The 25,657-nt window shown below is 53.6% G+C and carries 18 protein-coding genes and 1 pseudogene; 8 read left to right on the forward strand and 11 right to left on the reverse strand.

Going from position 1 to position 25,657, the window contains the following annotated elements; all coding sequences use genetic code 11:
- Positions 1 to 93: 93 nt before the first annotated feature.
- Genes VFA_RS04745 through VFA_RS23120 form a run of 3 tightly spaced genes read left to right on the forward strand, consistent with a single transcriptional unit; the run spans position 94 to position 2,627 of the window.
- Positions 94 to 1,458 (forward strand): cytochrome ubiquinol oxidase subunit I, encoded by a 1,365-nt coding sequence (locus tag VFA_RS04745; RefSeq protein ID WP_004725164.1) that lies wholly within the window; start codon positions 94 to 96, stop codon positions 1,456 to 1,458.
- 15 nt (positions 1,459 to 1,473) lie between these two features.
- A complete protein-coding gene (gene cydB / locus VFA_RS04750) occupies positions 1,474 to 2,481 on the forward strand; it encodes a cytochrome d ubiquinol oxidase subunit II (protein WP_004725165.1) in 1,008 nt (335 codons plus the stop codon).
- The gene (locus VFA_RS23120) at positions 2,478 to 2,627 is read left to right on the forward strand and encodes a DUF2474 domain-containing protein (RefSeq protein ID WP_004725166.1); all 150 of its coding nucleotides are present in this window, start codon (positions 2,478 to 2,480) and stop codon (positions 2,625 to 2,627) included. Before cydB ends, VFA_RS23120 begins: the two co-directional genes overlap by 4 nt.
- Before the next feature lie 89 nt (positions 2,628 to 2,716).
- Here the strand turns inward: VFA_RS23120 and VFA_RS04755 are convergent, their stop codons facing one another.
- Together VFA_RS04755 and VFA_RS04760 are read right to left on the reverse strand one after the other, a co-directional pair.
- The gene (locus tag VFA_RS04755) at positions 2,717 to 3,625 is read right to left on the reverse strand and encodes a DMT family transporter (protein ID WP_004725167.1); all 909 of its coding nucleotides are present in this window, start codon (positions 3,623 to 3,625) and stop codon (positions 2,717 to 2,719) included.
- A gap of 176 nt (positions 3,626 to 3,801) precedes the next feature.
- Positions 3,802 to 4,281 (reverse strand): hypothetical protein, encoded by a 480-nt coding sequence (locus VFA_RS04760; protein WP_004725168.1) that lies wholly within the window; start codon positions 4,279 to 4,281, stop codon positions 3,802 to 3,804.
- A 371-nt stretch (positions 4,282 to 4,652) separates the two neighbouring features.
- Between VFA_RS04760 and VFA_RS04765 the strand changes: the two genes are divergently transcribed.
- Entirely contained in the window at positions 4,653 to 5,087 is a 435-nt protein-coding gene (locus VFA_RS04765; RefSeq protein ID WP_004725169.1) for a GNAT family N-acetyltransferase, read from the forward strand.
- 138 nt (positions 5,088 to 5,225) lie between these two features.
- Here VFA_RS04765 and VFA_RS04770 read toward each other — a convergent pair whose 3' ends face one another.
- The 6 genes from VFA_RS04770 to VFA_RS04795 all read right to left on the reverse strand — a co-directional run bounded on the left by VFA_RS04770 (position 5,226) and on the right by VFA_RS04795 (position 12,704).
- On the reverse strand, positions 5,226 to 6,452 hold the full coding sequence (locus VFA_RS04770) for an L-lactate MFS transporter (protein WP_004725170.1): 1,227 nt from the start codon (positions 6,450 to 6,452) through the stop codon (positions 5,226 to 5,228).
- 208 nt (positions 6,453 to 6,660) lie between these two features.
- Complete coding sequence (locus VFA_RS04775; protein WP_004725171.1) at positions 6,661 to 7,401, reverse strand: LytR/AlgR family response regulator transcription factor; 741 nt, start codon at positions 7,399 to 7,401, stop codon at positions 6,661 to 6,663.
- A 13-nt stretch (positions 7,402 to 7,414) separates the two neighbouring features.
- Positions 7,415 to 9,040 (reverse strand): LytS/YhcK type 5TM receptor domain-containing protein, encoded by a 1,626-nt coding sequence (locus tag VFA_RS04780; protein WP_038151391.1) that lies wholly within the window; start codon positions 9,038 to 9,040, stop codon positions 7,415 to 7,417.
- Between the two features lie 248 nt (positions 9,041 to 9,288).
- Positions 9,289 to 9,717 (reverse strand): DoxX family protein, encoded by a 429-nt coding sequence (locus tag VFA_RS04785; RefSeq protein WP_004725173.1) that lies wholly within the window; start codon positions 9,715 to 9,717, stop codon positions 9,289 to 9,291.
- Between the two features lie 447 nt (positions 9,718 to 10,164).
- The gene (locus tag VFA_RS04790; protein ID WP_004725174.1) at positions 10,165 to 12,087 is read right to left on the reverse strand and encodes a monovalent cation:proton antiporter-2 (CPA2) family protein; all 1,923 of its coding nucleotides are present in this window, start codon (positions 12,085 to 12,087) and stop codon (positions 10,165 to 10,167) included.
- The gene (locus VFA_RS04795; RefSeq protein WP_004725175.1) at positions 12,084 to 12,704 is read right to left on the reverse strand and encodes an NAD(P)H-dependent oxidoreductase; all 621 of its coding nucleotides are present in this window, start codon (positions 12,702 to 12,704) and stop codon (positions 12,084 to 12,086) included. The genes VFA_RS04790 and VFA_RS04795 overlap by 4 nt, the downstream gene beginning before the upstream one ends.
- Before the next feature lie 252 nt (positions 12,705 to 12,956).
- Here VFA_RS04795 and VFA_RS04800 point away from each other — a divergent pair, with 252 nt between their 5' ends.
- Both VFA_RS04800 and VFA_RS04805 read left to right on the forward strand, forming a co-directional pair.
- Positions 12,957 to 14,147 (forward strand): sugar transporter, encoded by a 1,191-nt coding sequence (locus VFA_RS04800; RefSeq protein WP_004725177.1) that lies wholly within the window; start codon positions 12,957 to 12,959, stop codon positions 14,145 to 14,147.
- A gap of 361 nt (positions 14,148 to 14,508) precedes the next feature.
- A complete protein-coding gene (locus VFA_RS04805; protein ID WP_004725178.1) occupies positions 14,509 to 15,396 on the forward strand; it encodes an isochorismatase in 888 nt (295 codons plus the stop codon).
- 196 nt (positions 15,397 to 15,592) lie between these two features.
- Here the strand turns inward: VFA_RS04805 and VFA_RS04810 are convergent.
- Positions 15,593 to 17,131, reverse strand: a pseudogene (locus VFA_RS04810) ((2,3-dihydroxybenzoyl)adenylate synthase); the annotation flags it as partial.
- A gap of 89 nt (positions 17,132 to 17,220) precedes the next feature.
- Positions 17,221 to 18,405: an isochorismate synthase gene (locus VFA_RS04815; protein ID WP_004725180.1), complete on the reverse strand. Its 1,185-nt coding sequence runs from the start codon at positions 18,403 to 18,405 to the stop codon at positions 17,221 to 17,223.
- A 258-nt stretch (positions 18,406 to 18,663) separates the two neighbouring features.
- On the opposite strand from VFA_RS04815, the gene VFA_RS04820 reads away from it, so the two are divergent.
- Positions 18,664 to 19,449: a 2,3-dihydro-2,3-dihydroxybenzoate dehydrogenase gene (locus VFA_RS04820; protein ID WP_004725181.1), complete on the forward strand. Its 786-nt coding sequence runs from the start codon at positions 18,664 to 18,666 to the stop codon at positions 19,447 to 19,449.
- An 84-nt stretch (positions 19,450 to 19,533) separates the two neighbouring features.
- Here the strand turns inward: VFA_RS04820 and VFA_RS04825 are convergent, their stop codons facing one another.
- Positions 19,534 to 20,604 carry a 3-deoxy-7-phosphoheptulonate synthase gene (locus tag VFA_RS04825; RefSeq protein WP_038150964.1) on the reverse strand — a complete coding sequence of 357 codons (1,071 nt, stop codon included), beginning with the start codon at positions 20,602 to 20,604 and terminating at the stop codon, positions 19,534 to 19,536.
- Positions 20,605 to 20,947: 343 nt separating this feature from the next.
- Between VFA_RS04825 and VFA_RS04830 the strand changes: the two genes are divergently transcribed.
- Positions 20,948 to 25,558, forward strand: a complete 4,611-nt coding sequence (locus tag VFA_RS04830; RefSeq protein WP_038151393.1) for an amino acid adenylation domain-containing protein — start codon at positions 20,948 to 20,950, stop codon at positions 25,556 to 25,558.
- Positions 25,559 to 25,657: the final 99 nt, after the last annotated feature.

Here is a 25,657-nt window from a genome sequence, read left to right on the forward strand (position 1 = left end):
GTTATAGAAAAGCGACGAGTTTCTGTATCTGTTCGCAATTTTTGTGGCGACATACCATGCCTGCCACAATTAAAAAGATACTGGAAGGAAGTTATGTTCAGTCTCGACGCTTTCATGCTTGCTCGCATTCAATTCGCGTTTACTGTTTCGTTTCACATTATTTTCCCCGCCATCACGATTGGTCTGGCGACCTATCTGGCGGTGCTCGAAGGGCTGTGGCTGAAACGCCGCAATCCCGATTACAAAACCCTTTACCATTTTTGGTCGAAAATCTTTGCGGTCAACTTTGGCATGGGCGTGGTGTCTGGTTTGGTGATGGCTTACCAATTCGGCACCAACTGGAGTGGTTTTTCGGACTTCGCCGGATCAATCACTGGCCCGTTGCTAACGTACGAAGTGCTGACGGCATTTTTCCTCGAAGCCGGATTTCTCGGCGTGATGCTGTTTGGCTGGAAACGGGTGGGGGAACAGTTGCATTTCTTTGCCACCTGCATGGTGGCGCTTGGCACCATCATTTCCACGTTCTGGATTCTGGCGTCTAACAGCTGGATGCACACGCCGCAAGGCTATGAAATTGTCGATGGCCGCGTGGTACCAGTCGATTGGCTGGCGGTGATCTTCAACCCCTCTTTCCCATACCGCTTGCTGCACATGGGCGTGGCGGCATTTCTCAGTACCGCCCTGTTTGTCGCAGCATCGGCGGCGTGGCATTTGAAACGGGGCAATGCCAGCAGCGCGGTACGCAAAATGTTTTCCATGGCGCTGTGGATGCTGGTGGTGGTGACGCCGATTCAGATCCTGATTGGCGACCTGCATGGCTTAAACACATTGGCACATCAGCCCGCGAAAATTGCTGCGATGGAAGGCCATTGGGATAACAGCGATGGCGAACCGACGCCGCTGATTTTATTCGGCATGCCGAATATGGAGACCGAGACCACCGATTACGCGCTGGAAATTCCTTATCTGGGCAGCTTGATCCTCAATCACAGCCTGACTAAACCGATCCCGGCGCTGAAGGAGTTTGCCAAAGCAGACCGACCGAATGCCACTGTGGTGTTCTGGGCGTTTCGCATCATGGTTGGACTCGGCATGTTGATGTTGCTGCAAGGGCTTTGGAGCGTGTGGCTGCGCCAGCGCGGCACACTCAATCAACATCGTGGCTTTCTGCGGTTGTGTATTTGGATGGGGCCGAGCGGGTTAATTGCGATTCTGGCGGGGTGGTTTACTACGGAAGTCGGCCGTCAGCCATGGGTGGTGTATGGGCTGCAACGCACGCGAGATGCGGTGTCCGCCCATGGCGATTTGCACATGAGCATCAGCCTGATTGGGTTTGTGTTGGTGTATGGCGCGGTGTTTGGTTTTGGCTATCTGTACATGATTCACCAAATCAAGCAGGGGCCGGATGCTGCGCATTCGCCTGAACACGAACAGCCGTTTTTGTCCGGTCGCATTTAATTCAAGGAGCCTGAGATGGGATTTGATTTATCAATCGTGTGGTTTGGCATCATCGTGTTTGCCACGCTGATGTACATCGTCATGGATGGATTTGATTTGGGTATCGGCATTTTGATGCCGATGGTGACCCGCGGCGAGGCGCGCGACACCATGGTGAACTCGGTCGCGCCGGTGTGGGATGGCAACGAAACTTGGTTGGTGTTGGGCGGGGCGGCGCTGTTTGGCGCGTTTCCGCTCGCCTATAGCGTGATCATTGATGCGCTGACCATTCCACTCACGCTGATGTTGGTGGCGCTGATATTTCGCGGCGTGGCATTTGAGTTTCGCTTTAAAGCATGGGCGCATCATCGCGTGTTTTGGGATCGCGCCTTTATGGTCGGTTCGGTGGCAGCGACCTTCTGCCAAGGCATCGTAGTCGGCGCCGTGATTCAGGGCATTGCGGTTGAACAACGCCACTACGCGGGCGGTGCGTTTGATTGGCTGACGCCGTTCTCGCTGTTTTGTGGCTTCGGCTTGGTGGTGACGTATGCGCTGCTCGGCGCGACCTGGCTCATCATGAAAACCGAGGGCCATTTGCAGCAGCGATTCTTTGGCATGGCGCCGCGTATTCTGACGATGCAATTGGCCGTGATGATCGCAGTGAGTGCGTGGACGGCGTTGGCGCAGCCGAGCATTGCCACGCGCTGGTTGAGTGTGCCGAACGTGGTATGGCTCTCTGCGGTGCCGCTGGCTACGGGTTTACTGTCTTGGGCGGCCTATCGTGCATTGGCGCGCCATGCGGATCGCCTGCCGTTTGTCGCCACGCTGGGCATGGTGCTGCTGGGCTTTGTTGGCTTGGGCATCAGCCTGTGGCCGAACATCATTCCGCCATCGGTCACGTTGTGGCAGGCCGCGTCACCGCCGCAAAGCCAAGGCTTTATGCTGGTGGGCGCGCTGTTCATCATTCCCTTTATTTTGATGTATACCTTTTGGAGCTATGCCGTGTTTGGCGGCAAAGTGAAAGACGGGGAGGCGTACCATTGAACAGACCACAACAGGCGTCTGAGACGCCCGCGACATGGAAACAGTGGTTGTGGCTGGCGGGCATTTGGTGTGTCAGTGTCGCCACGCTGGGCATTGTCGCGACGTTGTTTCGAGCCTTGATGACCGCAGCCGGTCTCAAGGCTTAACCGAAGTGTAGAGCTTACTTTTAGCTCTTTGTCCCCGGCAAGAGGCTTCGCCGGGGACTTTTTTATTGGGCAACATCTTCCTGTCAGTGCTAACTGAGCAGAATGCCGAGGAAGATCAGCGCCATGCCGCTGATTTGATACAAATGCAAACTCTCGCCGAGCAGCGCGATGGAGAGCAACACGCCAAATACTGGAATGAGGTGAATGGATAACCCGACTTTAGCTGGCCCCAAACGTTCCACGCCCGCAGTGTAGAGCAGATACGCCAGCACCGAAGGCACAATCCCCACGTAAGCCAGCGCAAGCAGTGTGTGGTTGTTCCAGTTCGGCAACGCGCCAGAATGTACTTCCCACAGGTAAAACGGCAGCACCACCAACAAGCCAAGGAACATCTGCACCGACATCAAACCAATCCGGTTCATTTCTTTTGGCATACGCTGAATCACCAACGTGTAGATGGCCCAACTGACCATCGCCAGAAACACAACCATGTCGCCCTGATTAAAGCTCAATGAGGTGAGATTTGACCACTCGCCGCGCGAAATAATGCTCAGTACGCCAACAAACGAAATGCTCATCCCCAGCCACTGTTTGGCGCTGAGGGTGAGTTTAAAAAACAGCGAGCCAAACAGCATGATCAGCAGCGGAATGAACGAGTTCAGGATCAACGCATTGCTGGCGGTGGTGGTTTGTAAACCAAGATAGATCAGCGAGTTAAACGCCGCGACGCCGGTAATGGAAGCGATGACAATCCGCGTGCGGTATTGCCAGTAAAGCCGCCACTCACGGCGCAAAGTTTTGTAGGTAAACGGCAGCAAGATCAGGCTGGCAATCAACCAACGATCAAACGACAACGTGAGCGGTGGAATATCGCCGCGCACCGAGCGGCCGACAATAAAGTTCCCCGCCCAGAAGAGCGGTGGCAGGGCAAGCAAACCAAGTGTGATCCAAATGGTATGTTTCGGGCTGGATTTGAGGCGTTTCACAAGACTGGTCATGACATCCTTTTCATTTTTCTTATGCAGGAATGATGACGGTACTGGCAAAGCGTTCGAAATGCCATGGGGAATTGGGGCTTGATGTGCAGAAAGTGATAGATCTTCGGTATACGCTTGAAACGAAAGTAAAAAATAACCCGCACGCGGCGGGTTATCGAATCATCTCTCGGTGAGGGTTACACGCCTGCGCGTTTCAGCAGACCCGCCATCAGCGGAGAGCTGGATTTCACCTGCTTGGATTTGTTTTGGAAGCTACGCGCCAGTTGCGGATCGTCGATGTTTTTCGCGATGTACGCCAGTGCGTGGTAGAAATCGGTGCCCGATTTCACTTTCGATTTATCGTTCATCGGCGCCAGCAGTTGCACCATCGCGGTGCCAGTCATTTTTTTCTCAGTCGCGTATTTTTGAACCGCGTCAAGGAGCAGATCCAGGTCTGCCATCGATTCTGCGCTTTCAACGCCTTGTTTTTGCATCTCTTTACGGTTGCGTTTACGCAGCTGCTTAATCACGAAAGCAGGTTGGTTCATTTTTTTGAAACCAAAGTAGCCAGCAGCCAGAACGATGACGATGCCGCCGATCACGTAGCCCCAGATAGAGGAGCCGGAAGATTCAACAACAGGTTGGATAGAGTCAATGCTCGTCGTCAGGTCAGACATATTAATGATCCTTTGAATGGTGCTTCGATACCGAAGCGAATACTAAATCGGGCAGGGAAGAAGGTGTAATGCGGTGAATCAAGAATTCATGAAAAGCACGTTTTCTGCCTCATTTCCCCTTTATTAGGCTTTTTCCCCCTTAAAGCAAGGGGCGTGTCTCCACTAATGATGTTTTTCTGTTTAATAAGTGGAATGGATCACGCAAAGGTCACTATTTGAACATCATTGGCGCGTGATTTCGAGCATCTTTTTTCCCTGCGCACTCGGTTGCAGCCCAATAAAATCAAGGTGTGACGCTATACCGATGGCGTGGAATTATGCCATGATGCATCGAGGCGCAAACGCGCATCTTCAGAAAATCAGGAGCTTATGTGGTCACTATTCGAGAAATGGACATCTCAGATTATGATGCGGTCATCGCGATTTGGCGTGAAACCGAGCATTTATCCCTGCGTGATGTCGATTCGCGCGACAGTATTGCGGCGTATTTGGCCCGCAACCCGGGTTGTAGTTTTGTCGCCATCAAGGACGGCGTGATCGTTGGGACGGTGCTGGCTGGCACCGATGGTCGCCGTGGTTATCTGCAACATTTGGCGGTCAGCAGTCGCTTGCGCGGCCAAGGCATTGGTGAGCGATTGGTTGACGCAACCGTTGATGCACTGGCCGCGCTGGGGATTCATAAAACCCACCTGTTTGTATATCACACCAATCACAGCGCGCAGGGGTTCTATCAGAAACTGGGTTGGTGCGCGCGCGATGAGGTGCGCATGTTTTCGTTTAACGGTTCCGAGCATCTCAATGCGTGATGTATCACAAGCGTGATGGGATCACCAATCACGATGGGATGAAAAGCAATCCGTGGCCACCTACCTGCGTGGTGCGCGGCCAAAATAACAAAGGTCACCGAGGTGACCTTTGTTGTGTGTTGAGCTTGGGATGGCGGGTTAGCTGTTGCTGTGCGCCATCAGGTCTGAATGCATACGAGGTTGTGTATGTTGTGGGAATTTGATCAAGGCGGCCATGACCAGCGAGATAATCAACAAACCGAACATCACGTAGAAGGTGGCGCTGAAACCACCCAAGGTGGAGGCGATCATCGAGCCTGCAAAGCTACCAACGCCGAATCCTAAGTAGATCACCCCGTAGGTTTTGGTCAGGTTGTTGAGGCCAAAGAAATCACTCACCAATGAAGGGAATACGGTGATGGTGCCGCCAAAGCTAAACGCGATGCATGCCACGGCGAAGTAGAAGCTCAGGCTGTGCAAGTGCAGGAATAGCAGCGATGCGGTGCCGACCAAACAGACGAACAAGGCAAAGGCCAGCACTTTAATGCGCGCCATTTTGTCAGACAAAATACCCAACACCAAACGGCCCCCTAAGTTCGCGACCGCAATCACGGCGACGGAAGTGGCGGCGGTGGCGATGGTCAGGTGCACGTAGTTTTCACCGATGTCTTTTGCCACACCAATCACGTACAAACCACTCATACACACGGTCAGGAACATGACTGCCAGCATCCAGAATTGTGAGGTTTTCATCGCTTCATTGAGCGTGAAGTCGTTGTCGTCGGTCGTTGCTTGCGCAGTAGCGCTGACTTGTTTTGGCGCGTCGGTCATCATCAGGCCGCCGATAATCACCATCACCATCGCAATGGCGCCCCAAATTTCAAAGGTTTGTTCCAGCGCCATGTGTGTCAGCAAGTACATGTTGATGTATTTGAAGCCCAAACTGCCCAAACCGTAAGCGCCAATCGCACACGCGGAGGCTAGCCCTTTGCGTTGTGGGAAAAACTTCACGCAGTTCGACAGGGTCATCAAGTACCCCGTACCGTCGGCAAAACCGACCAAGAGACCGGCGAAGACGTAAAGCAACATCAGGTTCGATGCATGTGCGGTGAGCAACAAGCTCCCGCCAAGCAGCACGCCTGCCGCCAGTGTGACATTGCGAACCCCAAAGCGTTCTTGCAGTTTGCCGGAAATGGATGACGCCACCGCCAGTGCCAAGCTCAAAATACCAAATGAGAACGCGATTTGGCTGATGGGTTCTTCCAGCTTATTGGCTAACGGTGAGTTAAAGAGGCTCCACGTGTAAACAGAGCCCAGTGCAAACTGGGTAATGATGGTACCGGCTAATGTCATCAACCGTTGGGTTTTGGTTACGGTTACACTCATAACGCACGCTCCAGATAAAATAATCAGGGTTGGAATGAAGCAGGTTGTTCATTCCGAATACCCCCAACATACGGCGTTTGAGCGACGGTACAAGGGCTTGAAACAAGTAAAAAATGAAATGCAACTCACGGTGCATGAGTTGCAATATACGGGCATGAATTACAGGGGGGTATGAATTACAGAGGGCATAAATTACAAGGGGTATCAATTACAGGTGCATCAGTTCGCGAAATGCTTTGATGTTACTGCGACTGACGGGCACATCGCCTTCGACATCCGACATTTTCAGCAGGTAGGTGCTGTTCACCCACGGAATGATTTCCTGAATGTGGCGCGTGTTAACGCAAAATGAGCGGTGGGAGCGGAAAAATTGCTGCGCTGGCAGTTTTTCAATCAGTTCGCTAATTGAACACGGCGCAACAAACTCACCATCGTGGGTGTACACCAACGTGATTTTCTCTTTGGCCTCGGCATAGGCAATGTCATCGATGGGCGTGACGCGAATGCGATTGTCGCGCACCAAGTTGATGGTCGAGGCGCTCGCCGCCATGCTCGGTTCAACTGGGCTGGCCGCGCTCGGCTGCGGAAGCGCGAACTGTTCCAATTTGGTCAGCAAGCGTTTCACGCGCTCCTCATTGAGCGGTTTGAGCAGGTAATCAAAGGCTTCCAAGTCAAACGCTTCGGCAGCATGCTCTTTGTATGCGGTGGTGAACACGATTTGCGGCTTTTGCGAAAATTGATGAATGTTGCGCGCCAGCAGCATGCCGTCAATTGACGGAATATTGATGTCCAGAAAGATGATGTCGACCTTGTTGCTTTGCAGAAACTTGAACGCTTCGAGTCCATCTTCAAATGAGTCGACGACTTGAATCTGGCTGTATGTGCGAATCAGGTAGCTGAGTTCTTCACGTGCCAGATATTCATCTTCCACAATGATTGCTTTTAACATAGGGAAATAACCATCAATTGAGATCAAAAGAAATGTCTGTGCCGGGGGACAGACGTTGAATGGTGAGTCCTTTGCCGTAGAGCAGCGCAAGGCGTTGATGGACGTTCACCAACCCAATTCGGTGGCTGCCCATCGTGCCTTGATTCACTTTGTCGATCACCTGCTGGCTGATGCCTTCACCGCTATCTCGAACGGTTACTTTGACAACGTCGCCCGCTTGTTTCACGCGAATGATCACCTCTCCCGGGCCTTTGCCGGGCACGACGCCATGCTGAATAGCGTTCTCGACCAAAGGCTGGATCAACAGCGATGGCACTTTCTTGTGGATCGGATCGATATCAAACGTCACGGTGAGTTTGCTGCCAAAGCGGGCTTGTTCGATTGCCACATAATCTCGCACCTGCTGAATCTCTTCTTGAATGTCGATCAGGCCGTCGTTTTTCTCCAAATTAAAACGCAGGAAATCGGCGAGATTGGCGATCAATTGCCGCGCTTTATCGGGCTGAATGCGCACCAAGGTTGAGATGGCGTTGAGCGCGTTGAACAGGAAGTGCGGATTGATCTTGTTTTGCAGTGCAGAAAACTCAGCTTTACTCGCCATGGTTTTGAGCTGCTCAAGGCGTGAGATCTCGATTTGGGTGGAAATCAATTGCGATAAACCAATCGCCATCTCTTTGAGCGCGCCGCGAATACGGTGCGGTTGGCGATAGAAAATCTTGAGTGTGCCGGTCACTTTGCCGTTTTCCCATAACGGAATGATCAGCAACGAGTGGAATTCATGCACGTTGAGGTCATTGCTGATGATTTGTTTGCCCAGCTTGACTGCTTGTTGCGTCATGTCGCTGATTTTGTGGTACGCATCGAGGTAGTTTTCCTGACCCACGCCGATGTAGGCCAACACATCTTGAGTGTCGGTAATCGCCACTGCATCGGCTTCGGTCTCGTCGCGAATAATGGCGCACACTTTTTGCAATGAATCGCGGTCGTTTTGTCTGAAATGGGGCAGGGTTTTGTTGGCAATGTTGAGCGCTTGTTTGGCTTGCAGCGCGGCGATCATGTCTTTTTCATCGTCGAGATCTTGCACCAAGGTGATGATTAAGCCGATGCACATCACGCCCAAGATCATCGGAATGCTGATCTGCTCTACGATGGAATGCGACAGCGCCGTGTTGTCATTGAGCACAATGATGAGCGACATGGTGGTGACTTCACACAGCACGCCCGCGGCGATGCCCATCATGGCAAAGCGTTTTTTCGGGCAGCGTAGGTGAATCCACGTCGCCAGAAGCCCCGCCAGTATACTGGTGATAAGGCACGCCATAGAGGTGGGGCCGTCCATGTCAATCCAGTAGCGGTGAATGCCCGAGACCAACCCGGCCGGAATGCCTACCCACGGGCCAAACAAAATGCCGCCAGATAAAATGGCGATGATGCGCACGTTGACCAGCGAGCCATACACGTTGACGCCGGTGTAGGTACTAAAGACCGCAAAAAAGATAAACAGCAACGAAATCATCGCGGTCTCTTTGGGGCTGCGGTGACGTTTGATGACGATGCGCTGAAACAGGTGGGTGCGCGTCAAAATGAAGAGTGTCATCAGCATCAAAGCGGCGCGTTCAAACACGGCGAGTAGCATCATGACTTGTTCGGTGTACACGTCAAAAACTCCGAGGGTCGCTAAAAACCCCGTCATGTTACCCACAAAATGTGAGCTTCATCATGAGATGGGTCAAACCGCGCGGGCTTTATTGGTGAAACCGATGGAAGAGGTGGCATAGATGAACAGAAGTATCGATAAAATTTCTGCTAATTAGAAAAGGCAATAAAAAGGCCAATAAAAAAGCTTCGCCTGAGCGAAGCTTAGATGATGGACGCGTGTGCTGGGCGCTAGTTGCTGCGCGATTCTAATGCGTATTTGCCAGGCCCCAACAGCAGGATGGCAATGGCCGCAAACAGATACACCCCAATGCCTTCGGCAGCCCATGCGCCGACTTTGTTCACGGTAAATAGGTTGTCGGCATGCATCAGCCAAATCACCATCACGCAGGTGCCAATCCAAATGATGCTCGACACGCGGGTGAGCACGCCAAGAATGATCAGAATTGGCACGATGACCTCGCCCACATACACGCCATAGGCTATGAACGCAGGCAAACCATGGTTCACCAACAGCCCCTGAATAAACTCGGTGCCACCGTACAGTTTATGAATACCGTGCAGTAAGAACATCACGCCGAAACTGACGCGTAGGATGAGTTTGCCTAGGTCGTCTTTGTCGAACAGCGAATCTAATCCATTCAATAGTGCTTTCATCATGAGTTTTCCGAGTGGTTTTTTATTAACTTAGCAGTAAACGACCAACGAGTTGCACCGACGCCTTTGGCGATGATGAACAATTATTTCGAATAAGTTTGTTGATGCGAATCAAATGAATTTTCGTGTGAGTATGGTTGCCCTTTCATTCGCTGTAAAAGCAGCGCCGTGTAAATATTGGAAATAATCTTAATAATTGATTTTCAATCAAAAATAATATCGATTTTATTGAGTGGTCGCGTGATTAACAGTGTGTTATGCCTATGTATATAGACATCACCGCAACATCAATGCACAAATAAATCAATGCAGGAATAAATCAATAGAGAAATAAACCGATCAAGAAAGATGTACTGAAAATAAAATCAAGCGGGGAGTTGATGGTCGGCAATGAAAAATAACGTTTAAGCGCATCAACATGGCTTAAACGTTATTTGATGTGAGGTCTGCTTATTTCGATGGGTCGTGCATGGCAGAATCTTTGGGTGGTGGCGTCCAGTGACGCTCGTTGTCAAAGCGGCGGTCGGTGCGATCAAACGCCATTTCTGCTTTTAAGCGCTCTTCCAGTTCCACAAACAGCTTGATGTAGTTGTTATCGAGCCGCTCCTTGCCAAAGGTCTCTGCATTCCACGCGGCATACAAACCATCTGAATGCGTGCTTTCCACTTTCTTGAATGTGTTTTTCTGATGTTCGACAAAGAATGGGTGAAAGCCGAGGGTTTTCATCGCCGCTGCGCCCACTTCGAGTGCGGAATGATAGGTTTCCGAAACCGCCATATCGACGCCTGCTTGGCGCAGTCGGTAGCCGTGGCCTCGGTCAAACGCACGCGCCAGCACTTTCACGTGCGGATAAGTTTGTTTGACGTATTTGACCAGTTCCACGCTGCTCTCTTGATTGTCGATCGCCACCACTAGCAGGCTGGCGTCTTCAATGCCTGCGGTGTGAAGCAAATCTGGGCGAGTGGCGTCGCCAAAGTAGGCTTTGGTGTGAATACGTCGTAAGTTGTCCACTTGAACCGCTTGGTGGTCAAGCACCACGGTTTTGACGCCGTTGGCGACCAACAGGCGGTTGACGATTTGGCCGAAACGACCGATCCCCGCGATGATCACGGTGCCTTGTTCATCGATGGTGTCGCTGTCGCGCTCATTGGTGACGTGTTCAAATCGCGGCAGAATCACTTTGTCGAACAGAATAAACAGCCCCGGCGTCAGGAACATCGACAACGCAACCACCAGAGACAGAATCTGCGCTAAATCGGCAGGTAACACGTGGCGTTGCTGGGTAAAGGTTAACAGCACAAAACCAAATTCACCCGCTTGCGCCAAGCTCAACGTGAACAGCCAGCGGTTGCTGCCTTGGATGCGAAAGATCATCGCCAGCAGATAGAGCACGACCGCCTTGAGCAGCATGACACCCAAGGTCGCGCCTAAAATAATAAAGAAGTGGCCGAATAGAATATCGAACTTAATGCCTGCGCCCACGGTGATGAAAAATAGCCCCAGCAGTAAGCCTTTCAACGGTTCGATGTTGGCTTCCAGCTCATGACGAAACTCACTGTTGGCCAGCACGACACCCGCGAGGAAGGTGCCCAGCGCGGGTGATAAACCGACCACATTCATCAATGTGGCGATGCCAACCACCAACATCAGTGCTGTGGCGGTAAAGATTTCGCGCACCCCGGCACTGGCCACAAAGCGAAACAGCGGGCGACTGAGATAGTGACCGCCCACCACCACGGTGGCAATTGCGGCAGTGATGATGATGCCGTAGGCCCAGCCCGGCAAATCGGCGATTAAGTTGAGTTCTTCCTGATGAGCGGCGGCGGCATTGGCGGCGGTTTGCGCTTGTTCAATCAACTCGGGCAGCGCTAACAGCGGAATAAACGCCAACATCGGAATGACCGCGATGTCTTGAAACAGCAACACAGAGAACGCGTTTTGTCCCCCTTCGGTGCGATTGAGGCGTTTTTCGTTAAAGGTTTGCAGCACAATCGCAGTGGAGGAGAGGCAGAAAATCAAACCGATGGTGAGCGCGACTGACCAAGTGATGTCGAACAGCAGACACATGCCCATGGTCGCCAGCGTGGTGACGCCAACTTGCAAGCCGCCCAAGCCCAGCAGGCGAGTGCGCATCGCCCATAGCATTTTCGGCTCTAGCTCCAAACCGACCAGAAACAGCATCATCACCACACCAAATTCCGCAAAATGCTGAATGGTGGATGTTTCATCGCCAACCAGTCCCACCACGGGGCCGATGACCACGCCGGCCATCAAATATCCCAGCACCGAGCCGAGGCCAAAGCGTTTCGCAAGCGGGACGGCAATCACTGCCGCAACGAGGTAGATAAAAGCCTGAATAAAATAACTGGTCATGCAGAGTGTCTTAGCTCCATGGGTCGGAAGTACTGATTCAGTGTGGGCAGTTCGCTGGCGCGTTCTACATCAATGGTGTTGTCGCTCAATACTTGCAGCACCTGCATGTAGCGTTTGATGTGCGCATCGAGGCGTTCGTCGTCGCATGCGGATCGCGCATCAAACAGCACCAGTGGCGCGAGGTAATTCATGCCAGTCATCGCGGCCATCTGCTCAATTGGGCGCAGCAGTTCACGCACGCTATATCGATTATAGCCACTGGCTTGATAACTCTCCGATTTACCGCCAGCGGAGGTGATGCACAGCAGGGTTTTGCCGTGCAGCGCTTCGCCGTCCTGACCGTAGGCGAAACCGTATTCCAGTACCAGATCCTGCCACTCTTTGAGAATCGACGGGGTGGAGTACCAGTACATCGGAAATTGAAAAATGATCACATCGTGTTCCAGCAAACGTTGTTGCTCTTTGTCGACATCAATATTGAACGTCGGATATTCGCCATACAAATCGACGAGGGTGACGTTGCGGGCGTAACGGGCCGCTTTAAACAGGCGCGAATTCACCTCACTCTTGTGCTGACAAGGGTGCGCGTAGAGGATCAAAATACGTTGGCTGGTCATAGAATTTTAGATGTGATTGAGCGTGTTAAAATAGTTATCCAAATTGCTAATGCATTCAAATGAATATTTACGTTTTGGCGAGAATTGACAACTATTTGACAGCGGTTTCTTTCGCGAAAAATTCATATCAGTCCGGTCAATGTGAAGAAAATGAATAGATATAAAATAAGTTGTATAAATTCTTTCCTTTATGTAAGAAAAGCGAGACAATGATCACTCTTTGTCCTTTTCGTTGAACATTTCTGTTTGCATATGACTCAAACCGCTTCGGCACCGAATGATAATTCGCGCCACAATCAATATTTACGTGTTTTTGCACTGGGGTTCAGTGCGTTTATTTTTAACACCACAGAATTTGTGCCGGTTGGCTTGTTAACGGACATCGCGCAAGATTTCGATGTACCACTCGCCTCAGCGGGCTGGATGCTGACCATCTACGCGTGGATCGTGGCCTCGATGTCCCTGCCGATGATGATGCTGACCAGCAAAATGGAGCGCAAGACGCTGCTGCTGAGCGTGTTTACCTTGTTCATCATCAGCCACGGGTTCTCGGTGATTGCTTGGAACTTTGAAATGCTGGTGGCGAGTCGGATTGGCATCGCGTTTGCGCATGCGGTGTTCTGGTCGATCACCGCGTCAATCGCGATTCGCGTGGCCCCGCCGGGCAAGAAAACGTTGGCGCTAAGTGTGCTGGCAACCGGTACTTCGCTGGCGATGGTCTTGGGCGTGCCGCTGGGTCGAATTATCGGTCAATGGTTAGGCTGGCGCGTGACGTTTGGCGTCATCGGGGTTACCGCGCTGCTGATTATGTTTGCGCTGTTCCGTTTGTTGCCAACCTTGCCAAGTTTGTTCTCTGGTTCGATGAAAAAACTGCCAGAGCTGCTGCGCAAACCGACGCTGCTTGGCTTGTACCTGTTCATCTTCCTGCTATTTACTGCCCATTACACGGCCTACAGCTACATTGAACCATTTGTGAAAGTGGTGGGGCAGGTGAGCGAAAACTTCACGACCTTCTTGCTGTTGCTCTTTGGCGGCGCAGGGATTTTGGGCAGTGTGATTTTTGGTTACTGGGGCGAACGGGCCAACAGCAAACTCTTGGTGTGCAACACCGCGGTGGTCATGTTGTGTATGGTGGCGTTACTGTTTTCGGCGACCAATCCGTGGGGCATCAGTACGCTCCTGCTTCTGTGGGGCACCGCGTTGATGATCGTCAGTTTGGCGATGCAGGTAAAAGTGCTCAATATTGATGCCAATGCGGCAGACATGATCATGTCGATGTTCTCGGGGATCATCAACTTAGGTATTGGGGCTGGCGCCTTGATTGGTGCGAAAGTGATTCACTTTAGCTCGCTCGACGCCATTGGTTACGTCGGTTCCGGCTTTGCGCTGGTGGCGCTGGTGCTGATGTTGGTACTGTTGAAAAAATTCCCGTCGATCCGCTAATCGTTCAAATCCGAAAAAGCAGCCCCCGTGGCTGCTTTTTTTATGCCTGCGTGTGATTGCAACAGGGTGAACGCCAAAACGCCATGCTGATTCCAAAATTGCCGCTTTGAACGCCTGTTAAACAATAATGAGAATGAATATCGTTTACATGAATGAGTTCGGTTGTTAGTATGCACACAGCTTAACGCACCGCCTTGTTGTGGCTGAAGTTTTGAGGCGTTCGAAGAATGCTTTAAGGCAACAAGGCGGGCGTGCTAACAACGTCAGCATCTAAAAAAAGAGATCTGTCCAATTTGAATGACCGCGAAGCGCGCGGCCTGTTTGAAGGGGCGAGGTCCACAAGCATTAAGGATTCGGATTAATGGCAATCCCAAGAATTGCAGGTTACACACTGCCTGCCAGCGAACACTACCCGCTCAACAAAACGCAGTGGCAGATTGATCCTGCCAAGGCGGTGTTGCTGGTCCACGACATGCAGGAATATTTCGTTAACTTCTTTGAGATCACTCAGTCGCCGATGAGCGACATCATCCACAACATTCAACGTTTGAAGGCGGCGGCAAAACAGGCGGGGATTCCCGTGGTGTATACCGCGCAACCGGCCAATCAAGATCCGGCCGAGCGCGCGCTGCTGACCGATTTCTGGGGGCCGGGACTGCAAGAAGAAACTGCGATTCTGGACACGTTAGCACCAGAGGCTGGCGATGTGGAATACGTGAAGTGGCGCTACAGTGCATTTAAGAAAACCTCGCTGCTGGAAGATATGCAGGCGCAGGGCCGAGATCAACTGATCATCTGCGGCGTGTACGGCCACATCGGTATTTTGTCGACTGCGCTTGAAGCGTTCATGCTGGATATCAAACCGTTTGTAATTGGCGATGCGATTGCCGATTTCAGCCAGCAAGATCACATTCATACTCTTAACTATCTGGCCGGTCGCGCTGCAAGTGTGCAAACAGTGCACGCGGTAGAGCAAGCGCTTGTTCGCAAGCCATCCCTGACGCTGGATCAAATGTGTGTCGATGTGGCTGAAGCGCTGTCGCTGGATCTTGATGAAGTCGATGTGAACGAGAACTTACTGTTTCTTGGTTTAGATTCAATTCGTGCCATGGTGCTGCTGGAGAAGTGGCGTCCTTACGGTGTGAATGTGACGTTCGCGCAACTGATTGAGAAAGTGACGTTGCACGAGTGGTGGACGCTCATCGGCGAACCGACCACGCAAACGGCGGCGGAACCTGCGATGGCGTAATGTCATGGCAGCCAAACCGGCTGATGGGCTTTGCAAGTTTACCACTGGCAAAGCCCTTTTTTATGGGCGAGATAGATAAGGGCGGAGCAGACGAAGCCAATGCTGCTGATATAGTGGCATAGAGAGAATGAAGAGGCATGAAAAAGCCCGGATTAACCGGGCTTTTTGCCTGCGTTGATTGCTCTGCGTTGACGGCTTAGCTATACAGCGCGCGCAGTCCTTTTTTGTCGACTTTGCCGACGGAGGTTTTCGGCAACACATCGATGAACTGGATTTGATCCGGCAGTTTGAAATCCGCCAAGCCTAAATCACGCAGGAAGCGTTTCAGCGCCAGTCCTTTCACCTGATGCCCTTCGCGCTTGACGATCACCGCGCAGCTACGCTCGCCCAAGTAATCATCCGGCACTGCCACCAGCGCCGCATCATGCACTGCTTCATGGCGCAGCAGGTAGTTTTCAATCTCTTCTGCCGCGATTTTTTCACCGCCACGGTTAATCTGATCCTTGTCGCGCCCGGTCACAATGATGTTGCCTGCTGCGGTGCGTTTGACCAGATCGCCAGTGCGATAAAAGCCGTCTGGGGTAAACGAACGTTCGTTGTGCGCTGGCGCGCGATAATAGCCGCGAATGGTATATGGCCCTTGCGTGAGCAGAAATCCCTCTTCGCCGACGGCGACATCGTTCCCGTCCTCATCGACCACGCGCACTTGATCGTGCGGTGAAATCGGGCGGCCTTGGGTGCTTGCAATCACCTCATCGCTGTCGTCAAACCGAGTGTAGTTAACCAACCCTTCAGCCATACCAAACACCTGTTGCAGGCGGCAGTGTAGTCGGTTTGGCAGCTCGCGCGCCGCAGTTTCGCTAAACTTAGCGCCGCCGACCAGCAGCAGTTCCAAGCTGGAAATGTCGTGCGTGGCCTTCTCGGCGTAATCCATCCACAGCAGCGCCAGTGGCGGCACCAGTGCAGAGACGGTAACACGGTGACGCTCAATCATCTCAAACGCATGTTGTGGCGTTGGATCTTGGGTGGGAATCACGCAGCCACCCGCCCAGAACACGCCCAAAGCGCCCGGAGAGCTGAGCGGAAAGTTATGCGCGACTGGCAGCGCGCACAAAAAGCGTGTCATGTGGTCGAAATGACAAATCTCTACACTGCCGGTGACACTGTAGGCGTAATCATTGTGCGTGCGCGGAATCAGTTTCGGTGTGCCCGTGGTGCCGCCCGACAGCTGGAAAAACGCGACCTCACTGGCATCGGCATCTTGTTCTTGTAGCGCAGGTTGCAAGCAGTCATCAAGCGCCACGAACCGGCGGTCGTCCACCGTGACTTGGCCGCGAACAATCACATGTTCAATGGTCGGGCACTGCGCCACGATGTCGCTTGCCAATGCTTGATAATTGAAACTGCTCGCCTCGCCATCAATCAGATAGGCTTTGGCATCGGCGTGCTGACAGAAGTAGCTGATTTCCATTTGGCGATGGGCGGGCAGCGCAAGTACCGGGCGCACGCCAATTTGCAGCAGGGCGAAGAAGCACTGATAAAACTCGGCAATATTGGTCATTTGCAACACGACGTTGTCGCCGCGCTGTAAACCGAGCTGACGAAATCCCGCCGCCAGTTGCGCCGCGCTGTCGACCAGCTCGCGATAGCTGATCGCGCGTTGGCCGCACACAATGGCCTCACGCTGCGAAAACTTGGCTTCGGTTTCCAGTAGGTAATCCAACAGCGTTTTATCTTGCCAGTATCCCAGCGCGCGGTAGTGGTCGGCCAGTTCCTGCGGCCAAGGGGTGTAATCTAATTCTCGTTGTGCGTTCATGGGGCGTCCTAGGCGGTGAGGAGTTCGTTCAGTTGAATGCCAGCGGCGGATAAAATGGTGCCCATCTTGGCGCCGGTTTCATCCAGTTCACTTTGCGGGACAGATTCGTGGACGATGCCCGCACCGGCGTATACTTTCATTTGGCGTTTTTGCACTTCGGCGCAGCGGATGGTGACCACCCATTCGCCGTTTCCACGCGAATCGCACCAGCCCACCATGCCGGTGAAATAGCCGCGATCAAACTGTTCAATGTTACGAATCGCTTCATAAGCATTGGCGCGCGGATAGCCGCACACCGCTGGCGTTGGGTGCAAATCGGCCGCAATCTTCAGCACATTGAGGTTGGCGTCGTTCGCTTGGCCCTCAAGCAGCGTCGACAGGTGCAGCATGGTTTGGGTTTCGATCACCGATGGAATCATCGGCGCATACAGGTTGTGGCAGTACTGGCTCAGCACGCGTTCCACTTCTTCCACCACCAAGCCGTGCTCGTGTAAATCTTTTTGCGTGTTGAGCAGCGACAGGCGCGAATCGTCGTTTTGTGCCTCACTGGCTGAGCGCGGACGTGAGCCTGCCAACGGGTTCGACACCACGTAGCTGCCTTTTTTCGCCACCAGCAGCTCTGGGCTTGCGCCCATTAGTTTCACGCCTGGCAAGGTGTCGGCGGCAAAGGTGTAGCCTTTGACGTTGATCGCAAGCAAGTTACGCAGCAGCCCCGGAAGGTGAATGTCGGTGTCAGTTTCCACTTCCACCGCACGCGATAGCACCGCTTTGGCGAGGTCGGTGGTGGCGAACAGATTGAGCAAATCGCTCACGCCTTGGCGGTAATGCTGGCCGGACGGGGAGGAGATCACCTTGGCCTGCGCCGCTTGGTTGGCCGCCGCGTTGGCGGAGCCGCGTGTGCTGCTGGAGACAAACAGCTGCTGCGGAATCACAAATCGGGTCGGGTTTTCTTCACGAAATGGCACGATGCCAAACAGCACCGGATTATCCGATTCGTGTTGTTTCGCGGCTTGCAGCATGGTTTGCGCCCGCTCTGCCAACTGAGCAAAGGGCATGGGCTGGTGGATTTCTTGCTCGATGCCGATACCCAGCATCGTATTGGTAGGAGAAGCGAAGAAAAACGGCGCACGGTCTAGCTGATCGCTCAGCAGTTCGCTCTCCATTTTTGTATAGCCAATCACTTCACGTTGCATTTTGAATCCCTCTTTTACTTTCTGACGTGACTATTTATGACTTTCTGATGTGACTCAGCGGCCCACCGCTGAGGTCGAGATCATTTGCCATTTCATTGGGCAATCGATACATTTATACCACTTTTAATGATAACGTTTATCATTACTATTTGATAATAAATATCATTATTGATTCAAGATCACGATTTACGCTGTGAATAATTCACAGTTCAGTCAGTAATTGCTGGTTATATTCATACTAAATAAAGGGTTATAACGATGGATTTGTCATTAAATGAGCAAACGGTTTTGGTCACTGGCGCGGCGAGAGGGATTGGTTTCAGTGTTGTCGAACATTTGCTGGCGCAAAACGCGCGCGTGGTGGCCACCGATGTGCGCATCGAAACCCTGTTAAGTCACACCGAGGCGTTGCGTGCCCAGTATGGGGAGAAGTTGCAATGTGCCGAATTGGATGTCACCCAAACGGACAAAACAGCGGCCGTCATTGGGGCGCTGCAGCAACAACACGGACCGATCGATCATTTGGTCAGTTGCGCGGGGATTTTGCATTTGGGCGCCATCAATGACATGCCGTTTGCTCAGGTGCAGGAGACATTTATGGTCAACACCTTTGGCATTCTGAGTGTGATGCAGGCACTCAGCCCGTCGATGAAAGCGGCCAAACGCGGCGCGATGGTGGTCATCGGCTCGAATGCGGCCAACACGCCGCGCCCGAATATGGGTGCGTATGGGGCGTCGAAATCGGCGCTGCACATGCTGGTGAAATGCATGGGGATTGAGCTGGCGCCGTTTGGCGTGCGATGCAACATTGTCAGCCCGGGCTCCACGCGCACTGAGATGCAAATGCAATTGTGGAATGAACATTATGGCGAAGCCAATGCCATCGCCGGAGATGCGGGCAGTTATCGCCTCGGGATCCCGCTGCAGAAAATCGCAGAGCCGGCAGACATTGCCAAAACCATTCTGTTTCTGCTCTCGGATGCAGCCAATCACATCACCATGCACGATTTGCGCGTTGACGGCGGCGCAACGCTCGACAACTGAGGCCTTTCACTCCCAGAAGAAAATCCCGTACAGATAAGAAAACCCCGCATTCGCGGGGTTTTTGTTGTGCGTGAAACGGCCCAATCAGGCGACGGTGGAATAGCGCTGCGAGAGCACGCCATTCATTGCGTTCGCCAGCGTATCCAACAGTTGTACCGTGTTGTCCCAACTCAGGCATTCGTCGGTAATCGATAGCCCCGGCTCCAAGTCCCCGTTCCCCAAACTCTGATTGCCTTGTTTGAGAAAACTTTCGCACATCACGCCAGCAATGCAGGTTTCGCCCGCCAGTAACTGCTGCGCGATATCTTGCGCGACGCCGAGTTGATTGTGCGCTTTTTTCAGGCTGTTGCCGTGGCTACAATCAATGATCAAACGTGGATTGAGGCCGCTTTCTTCCAGTTGCTTCGACACCGACACCACGTCATCGCTGTGATAGTTGGGCACTTTGCCGCCGCGCAAAATCACATGTCCGTGTGGGTTGCCGTGTGTCATCACCAAGGCTGGCGCGCCTTGAGTGCCCGCGACGCTCATCACGTGCTCGGCCTGCGCGGCATGAATGGCATCAATCGCGATGGACACGTTGCCATCGGTGCCGTTTTTAAACCCAATCGGGCAGGGCAGTGCGGAGGCCATCTGGCGGTGAATTTGTGACTCGGTGGTTCGCGCGCCAATTGCGCCCCAGCAAATCAGATCGCTGATGTACGGATAAACGGTGGTGTCGAGAAACTCGGTCGCCGTCGCCAGCCCTAAGTCGGTCACGTCGCGTAAAAACGTGCGGGCCACACTCAGCCCTTTCGCCATGTTGTGCGCGCCATCGAGGTCGGGATCAACAATCAAGCCTTTCCAGCCAGTGCGCGTGCGCGGCTTTTCAAAATAGGTGCGCATCACAATCAGCAGTTGGTCGGCGTAATCGGCTTGCACTGCCGCGAGTTTGCGCGCGTATTCAAGCCCTTGCTGTGGATCGTGAATCGAGCATGGGCCGACAATCACCAGCAGGCGTGGGTCCTGGCCCTCCAGAATGGCGGCGATCGCTTGGCGGCGTTGGTGAATCAGCGCTTGCTGGGTGGCGTTGGTGGGAATTGAGCCAAGCAGTGTTTCGACAAACGGCAGTTGGCCGACAGTGGTTGAGCGCATGACGTTGTTGAGCATATGCATTCGTCCCCCTCAAGACGGGCAGTAAATATGGGCGGAATGGTCGTTATTATATTGTGAAAATGATAATTATTATCAACTTTGAATTTGGCGATTATCAACAACGCTTGGTTTTGTTGTCAAGCGGCGATTCACGCAGAAGTGTGATGTTGAGGCGAGAAAACAGGGGAAAGTGAATCAAGCGACTAAATTTTAACGCCATGATTTTAATGCCCTTTGTCGCTGTGGTGAGATGTTTTGTGTGGTTAATGTAAATGATAATTATTGTCATTATGTGTGTTTAATTGTAACAATAATGGTGAATTACGACGAACCCAAACACAACAAGAGGCGTGTTGAAAGCATCATGCACGAGATGACAACGTTACAGGCGGCCTATTGGGTCGGCAGGCAATCCACCACACCAAGGGCTGGCGATGCGGCCCATTTGTATGTCGAATTTGAGGGGCGGGGGATCGATGAGACGCGACTGGCTGCGGCGGTTCATACGCTCTTTGTTCGCCATGAAATGCTGCGCGTTACGGTCAGCGAGGACGGTCAATGGTCTGTCGGTGAACTCAATGAATTCCACGCATTGCAGGTACTGGATTGGCGCGCGCTCGACGCTGCCGATTGCGATGAAAAACTTCGCATCATGCGTGAGCGGAAAACCCATCAAAAGCTGGCACTCAATCAAGGGCAAGGCGCAGAGTTTGTTTTGACTCGGTTATCTGACGATCGCTTTCGTTTGCATGTGGATGTCGACATGATCGCCGCCGATGCGCAAAGTTTTCGCCTGATGATAGACGCGCTGGTCGCGGCTTATCATGGTGAACTGAGTGACGCTCGTAGCGCGCCATTTATTGCGTTTCAACGTCAAATGGCGACGGCTGCACAGCAGGCCTTAGTGGCGCGCGATCGCCGTTATTGGCAGGCATTGCAAAGCACGATTGCGCCCGCCCCCAAGTTACCCGAGCGTGAGCCAGTTCATTCAGATACGGCGGCGGTGCATACTGAGCGCTTGGCGTTTGAGCTGACGGCTCAGCAGCGCGCGCAACTCGAAGCGCTGGCCGCCCGACATCACCTCAGCCTGAGCGCTGTGTCGCTCGGCGCGTTCAATGTGCTGTTGACCGATGCCCTCAAGCAGCCAGCATTTCGAATCAACGTGCCGCTGTTTTATCGCCCGCAAGGCTTTGACAATACGATGGGAGATTTTGCCAATTTGACGCTATTTAGCGCCCATTGTGCGCCGAACGTGCCACTTTTAACGCTGTTTGAGCAAACCCAACATCAGTTGATGACGTGCTTGGAGCATCGTCATTACAGCGGCGTCAATGTCATGCGCGATCTGTCGCGCCAGCAGGGCGCCCTGCAAACTTCGCCAGTGGTGTTCACCTCGGGCTGGGACATCGGCGGCGATCTCTATGCTCAGCGGGTGCACGACACACTCGGCGACATGGTATGGGCCTGCTCTCAGGGCGCGCATGTGCTGCTGGACGCGCAGATTGTGCCTTACAAGCGCGGCGTTCTGATCAACTGGGATGTGCGCACGGACAGTGTGCCACGCGAATTCTATCAATCGCTGTTCACCCGTTATGTGGCGCTGTTGAGTGAGCTGGCTGAGCATCCTGAGCGTGTGTTGCAACCCGGCATCATTGAAGTGACAAGTATTGAGGGGACATGTATTGATGAGGGGACAAGTGTGAAGACGACAAGTGCCTCCAGCAGCGCGCAACGTCCTCACCAAATGCCACTGAACGGATTGCAACAGGCGTATCTGGTTGGGCGCAGTGAGCACTTACCTTTGGGTGGGGTGGCAATGCAGGATTTTCGCGTCTATCGCGGGACCGTCGACGCTGATCAGTTGCACGCGCGTTTGGTGGAACTGGTGGACACACTGCCCGTGCTGCGCACTCGCATCGACGACACCACGCTCACGCAATGGGTGAGCGATGAGCGAATCGTCAATTGGCAGCATTGCGACCTGCGTGATCGGAGTCGGCCGCAGGCATTAAGCCAAGCGGAGGCACTGATCGAGCAGGCCTCGCACAGTCGGCATGATTTATCGCGCTCACCGTGGAAAGTCTGGTTAGTGTCGCTACCTGAAGCTGAAGCTGAAGCGGACACGCTTGCCGCTGACGCTTTTCGCCATATCGTACTCACCAGTTTTGATGCGCTGATTTCCGATGGTCATTCCATCGCCTATCTATTGGCTCGCTTGTTGGAAAATCAACCCAAGCCGGTCGCAGCCCCCCCTGCGTTGGGTGCCACGAGCGAGGTGCCAGCGAAGCCTCTTTCTCAACAAAACATCACTCCGCAGCAAGAAGCCAACGCGCGCGAAATGGCGCAAGCCTACTGGCGCGAGAAGCTGGCCAGCGTGACCGAACCGATGGCGCTGCCGTGGCAAGCGCCGCTTGATACCCTCTACCAACCGCGTTACGCGCGAGAAAGCATCTCGCTGAGCCGCGACGAAACGCGCGCACTGTTGAAACTGGCAGCAAGTGAACGGCTGTTTCCAAATAGCGTGCTGACAACGCTGGTCATGCACACGCTGGCGAACTGGTGTCCAAACACACCTTTGTGCATCGGTTTGCCCGTTGCGCCGCCCCCGCAGGCCGGAGAGTTGACCAATCGCTCCAGCTTTATTGCGTTGACCTACGCGCTGGATGAAGCGGATTTCGCTACGCAAGCGCGGCGTGTGCAGCGCGATGTGGCCGAAGGCATGGCGCATCTGGCGTTTTCGGGCATTGAACTCAACCGTCAATTGATGAGCCAGTTACCGGCGCGCACCATGCCGCTGCCCGTGGTGATCACCAATGGATTGGGGTGGGAAACGCTGCGAGCCGACAATACGTTGCAGCAGCATGATGGGCTGACCCAAACGCCGCAGATCGCGCTCGATATTCGCCTCGCTTACGACGCAGATAAAAATCTGGTCATCAGCGCCGATTACGTCACACAAGCGCTGAGTCAGGCGCAGGTGGCCGCGTGGCTGACCAGTTGCAAGCGAGCGACGCAGAGCATGATTGAACGCCAGAGTTTGCAATGGGTGAGCCGCGAAGCGCTGGATTTAAGCCACTATCATCGTAATTCGCACCGCAACGCCGTCGACCACCGCAACACCGTTGACACGGATGACGGGACGGCGCCGTTTTTGGCCTCGCTGGCGGAGCGCCTGTGGGACACTCCGAGTCAGCGCACTGCGCTTTTCTGCGGTGAGCAGCGCTGGAGCTATCAGCAACTGGGAGAGCAGGTCGCGAACATGATGGCGCATCTGCAGGCGCGCGGCGTGAAAGCTGGCGACGTGGTGGCGATTTGTCTGCCTCGCAGCGCAGCACATGTCATCGCAACATTGAGCTGCGCGTTGTCGGGCGTCATTTGGGTGCCAATTGATGCCGCCAGCCCGCCAGAGCGTAAAGCGTATCTGCTGTCGCACTGCCGACCGGCGCTGGTGATCGTGACCAGCGACGATGTGGAAAATGCCGAACACCCGCATTGTGTCGCGATGCGCGAGTTGCTGCAGCCAGCGCTGAAAGCGGCACGCTTGCCAAGCCAAGAAGTGCTGCGCGCGCGCAGTCATAGTGAAGCGCCCGCCTATTATCTCTATACCTCTGGTACGACGGGGCAGCCCAAGTGTGTGGTGCTCAACAACCGCGCGACCGCCAATGTGCTGCATCACACGCTAGCGGCGTGGCAGGTGAATGAGCGTGACGTCATGCTCTCGGTGACGCCACTGCATCATGACATGTCGGTGTTTGATTTGCTGGGGTCGTTGTGTGCGGGTGCAGCCTTGGTTATTCCGGAACCTGAAGCCGAAAAAGATGCGCTGCACTGGAACAGCTTGGTCGAGCGGCACGGCGTCACGCTGTGGTGTTCCGTGCCCGCCATTTTGGAGATGCTGCTGGCCTGCCAGTTGACTTCGCAGGGGCAATCGCTGCGCTTGATTGCGCAGGGCGGCGATTACATCAAACCGCAGACCATTCAGACGCTGCGCGAACGTCTGCCCGACGCGCGCTTGTTCTCGCTCGGCGGGCCGACGGAAACCACCATCTGGAGCATTTGGCATGAGCTTGAACCCGAGGATGGCGCGGTGATTCCTTACGGCGCGCCGCTGCCGGGCACGCAATATTACGTGGTGAATGAGCAGCACCAACACTGCCCGCAAGGTGTGGTGGGGCGCATCGTCACGGCGGGCGTGAACCTGTCGCTGGGGTATTTGGTGGATGGCGAGGTGGTTCAAACCGATTTCATAACCATCGAGACGCCACATGGTGAGCGTGTACGCGCGTTTAAAACTGGTGATCTGGGCTACTATCGCGACGATGGGCGCCTCATCTTCGCTGGGCGCATCAACGGTTACGTCAAAGTGCGCGGTGTGCGCATTTCGCTGCCTGATGTGGAGAAAGTGCTGATGAATGTCGCGAACGTGCAGGATTTAGCAGTGATTGATTTTAACGATCCGATCACCGGCGATGTTGGTTTGGCGCTGTTTTATGTCTCTGGCGACGGCGCTGTGAAAAATGCGGCGCAGTGGCGTGACATCGTGGGGCAGCGGCTGCCCGCATCGCACCTGCCGCAGCGATTTGTGCCATTGGAGCGCTTTCCGCTCTCTGCCAATGGGAAGAAAGACAAACGCGCGCTTTTGGCCATGCTCACGGCAGCGAGTGAATCGCCGCGCACTGTGGCAGCTAACGTTACGGCGCCATTCGGGTCTTCCCGCGAGCCGCAAACCCCTTCGCTGACGCCAGAAAAAACGGCGCCTTGGCAATCCGTCGTTGATGTCTATCAGCAGGTGTTGGGGGAGCGCGCCGCCTCATTGACCGAGCATGCCGAGTTTATTCAGGCTGGTTTAATGCCGTCCCACGTGAAAGCTGTGGCGGAGAAACTCAGTCAAACCTTTGGCAAATCGGTGCAGCCGCGCCAGCTCTTGGGTTGCAAGAACGCCGGCCAGGTGTCGAAACTGCTCGAACTGAGTTGACGTGCTGTCCGGTGAGTTAACACCATGACTTCACCCTGTCGAAATAACAAAGCCGCTCATTGAAGCGGCTTTTTTGACGATGTATTGGTAACCGTGTTC

This window comes from Vibrio furnissii CIP 102972 (genome assembly GCF_000176175.1).
Classification (GTDB): Bacteria; Pseudomonadota; Gammaproteobacteria; order Enterobacterales; family Vibrionaceae; genus Vibrio; species Vibrio furnissii.

Excerpts from the sequence above, each read along its gene's own strand:
- VFA_RS04800 (WP_004725177.1), top strand. The coding sequence starts at position 12,957 with ATGACTCAAACCGCTTCGGCACCGAATGATAATTCGCGCCACAATCAA.
- VFA_RS04795 (WP_004725175.1), bottom strand. The coding sequence starts at position 12,704 with ATGACCAGCCAACGTATTTTGATCCTCTACGCGCACCCTTGTCAGCAC.
- VFA_RS04755 (WP_004725167.1), bottom strand. The coding sequence starts at position 3,625 with ATGACCAGTCTTGTGAAACGCCTCAAATCCAGCCCGAAACATACCATT.
- VFA_RS04825 (WP_038150964.1), bottom strand. The coding sequence starts at position 20,604 with ATGCATATGCTCAACAACGTCATGCGCTCAACCACTGTCGGCCAACTG.
- VFA_RS04745 (WP_004725164.1), top strand. The coding sequence starts at position 94 with ATGTTCAGTCTCGACGCTTTCATGCTTGCTCGCATTCAATTCGCGTTT.
- VFA_RS04820 (WP_004725181.1), top strand. The coding sequence starts at position 18,664 with ATGGATTTGTCATTAAATGAGCAAACGGTTTTGGTCACTGGCGCGGCG.
- VFA_RS04775 (WP_004725171.1), bottom strand. The coding sequence starts at position 7,401 with ATGTTAAAAGCAATCATTGTGGAAGATGAATATCTGGCACGTGAAGAA.
- VFA_RS04760 (WP_004725168.1), bottom strand. The coding sequence starts at position 4,281 with ATGTCTGACCTGACGACGAGCATTGACTCTATCCAACCTGTTGTTGAA.
- VFA_RS04785 (WP_004725173.1), bottom strand. The coding sequence starts at position 9,717 with ATGATGAAAGCACTATTGAATGGATTAGATTCGCTGTTCGACAAAGAC.
- cydB (WP_004725165.1), top strand. The coding sequence starts at position 1,474 with ATGGGATTTGATTTATCAATCGTGTGGTTTGGCATCATCGTGTTTGCC.
- VFA_RS04805 (WP_004725178.1), top strand. The coding sequence starts at position 14,509 with ATGGCAATCCCAAGAATTGCAGGTTACACACTGCCTGCCAGCGAACAC.
- VFA_RS04830 (WP_038151393.1), top strand. The coding sequence starts at position 20,948 with ATGCACGAGATGACAACGTTACAGGCGGCCTATTGGGTCGGCAGGCAA.
- VFA_RS04780 (WP_038151391.1), bottom strand. The coding sequence starts at position 9,040 with ATGATGCTACTCGCCGTGTTTGAACGCGCCGCTTTGATGCTGATGACA.
- VFA_RS04790 (WP_004725174.1), bottom strand. The coding sequence starts at position 12,087 with ATGACCAGTTATTTTATTCAGGCTTTTATCTACCTCGTTGCGGCAGTG.
- VFA_RS04815 (WP_004725180.1), bottom strand. The coding sequence starts at position 18,405 with ATGCAACGTGAAGTGATTGGCTATACAAAAATGGAGAGCGAACTGCTG.
- VFA_RS04770 (WP_004725170.1), bottom strand. The coding sequence starts at position 6,452 with ATGAGTGTAACCGTAACCAAAACCCAACGGTTGATGACATTAGCCGGT.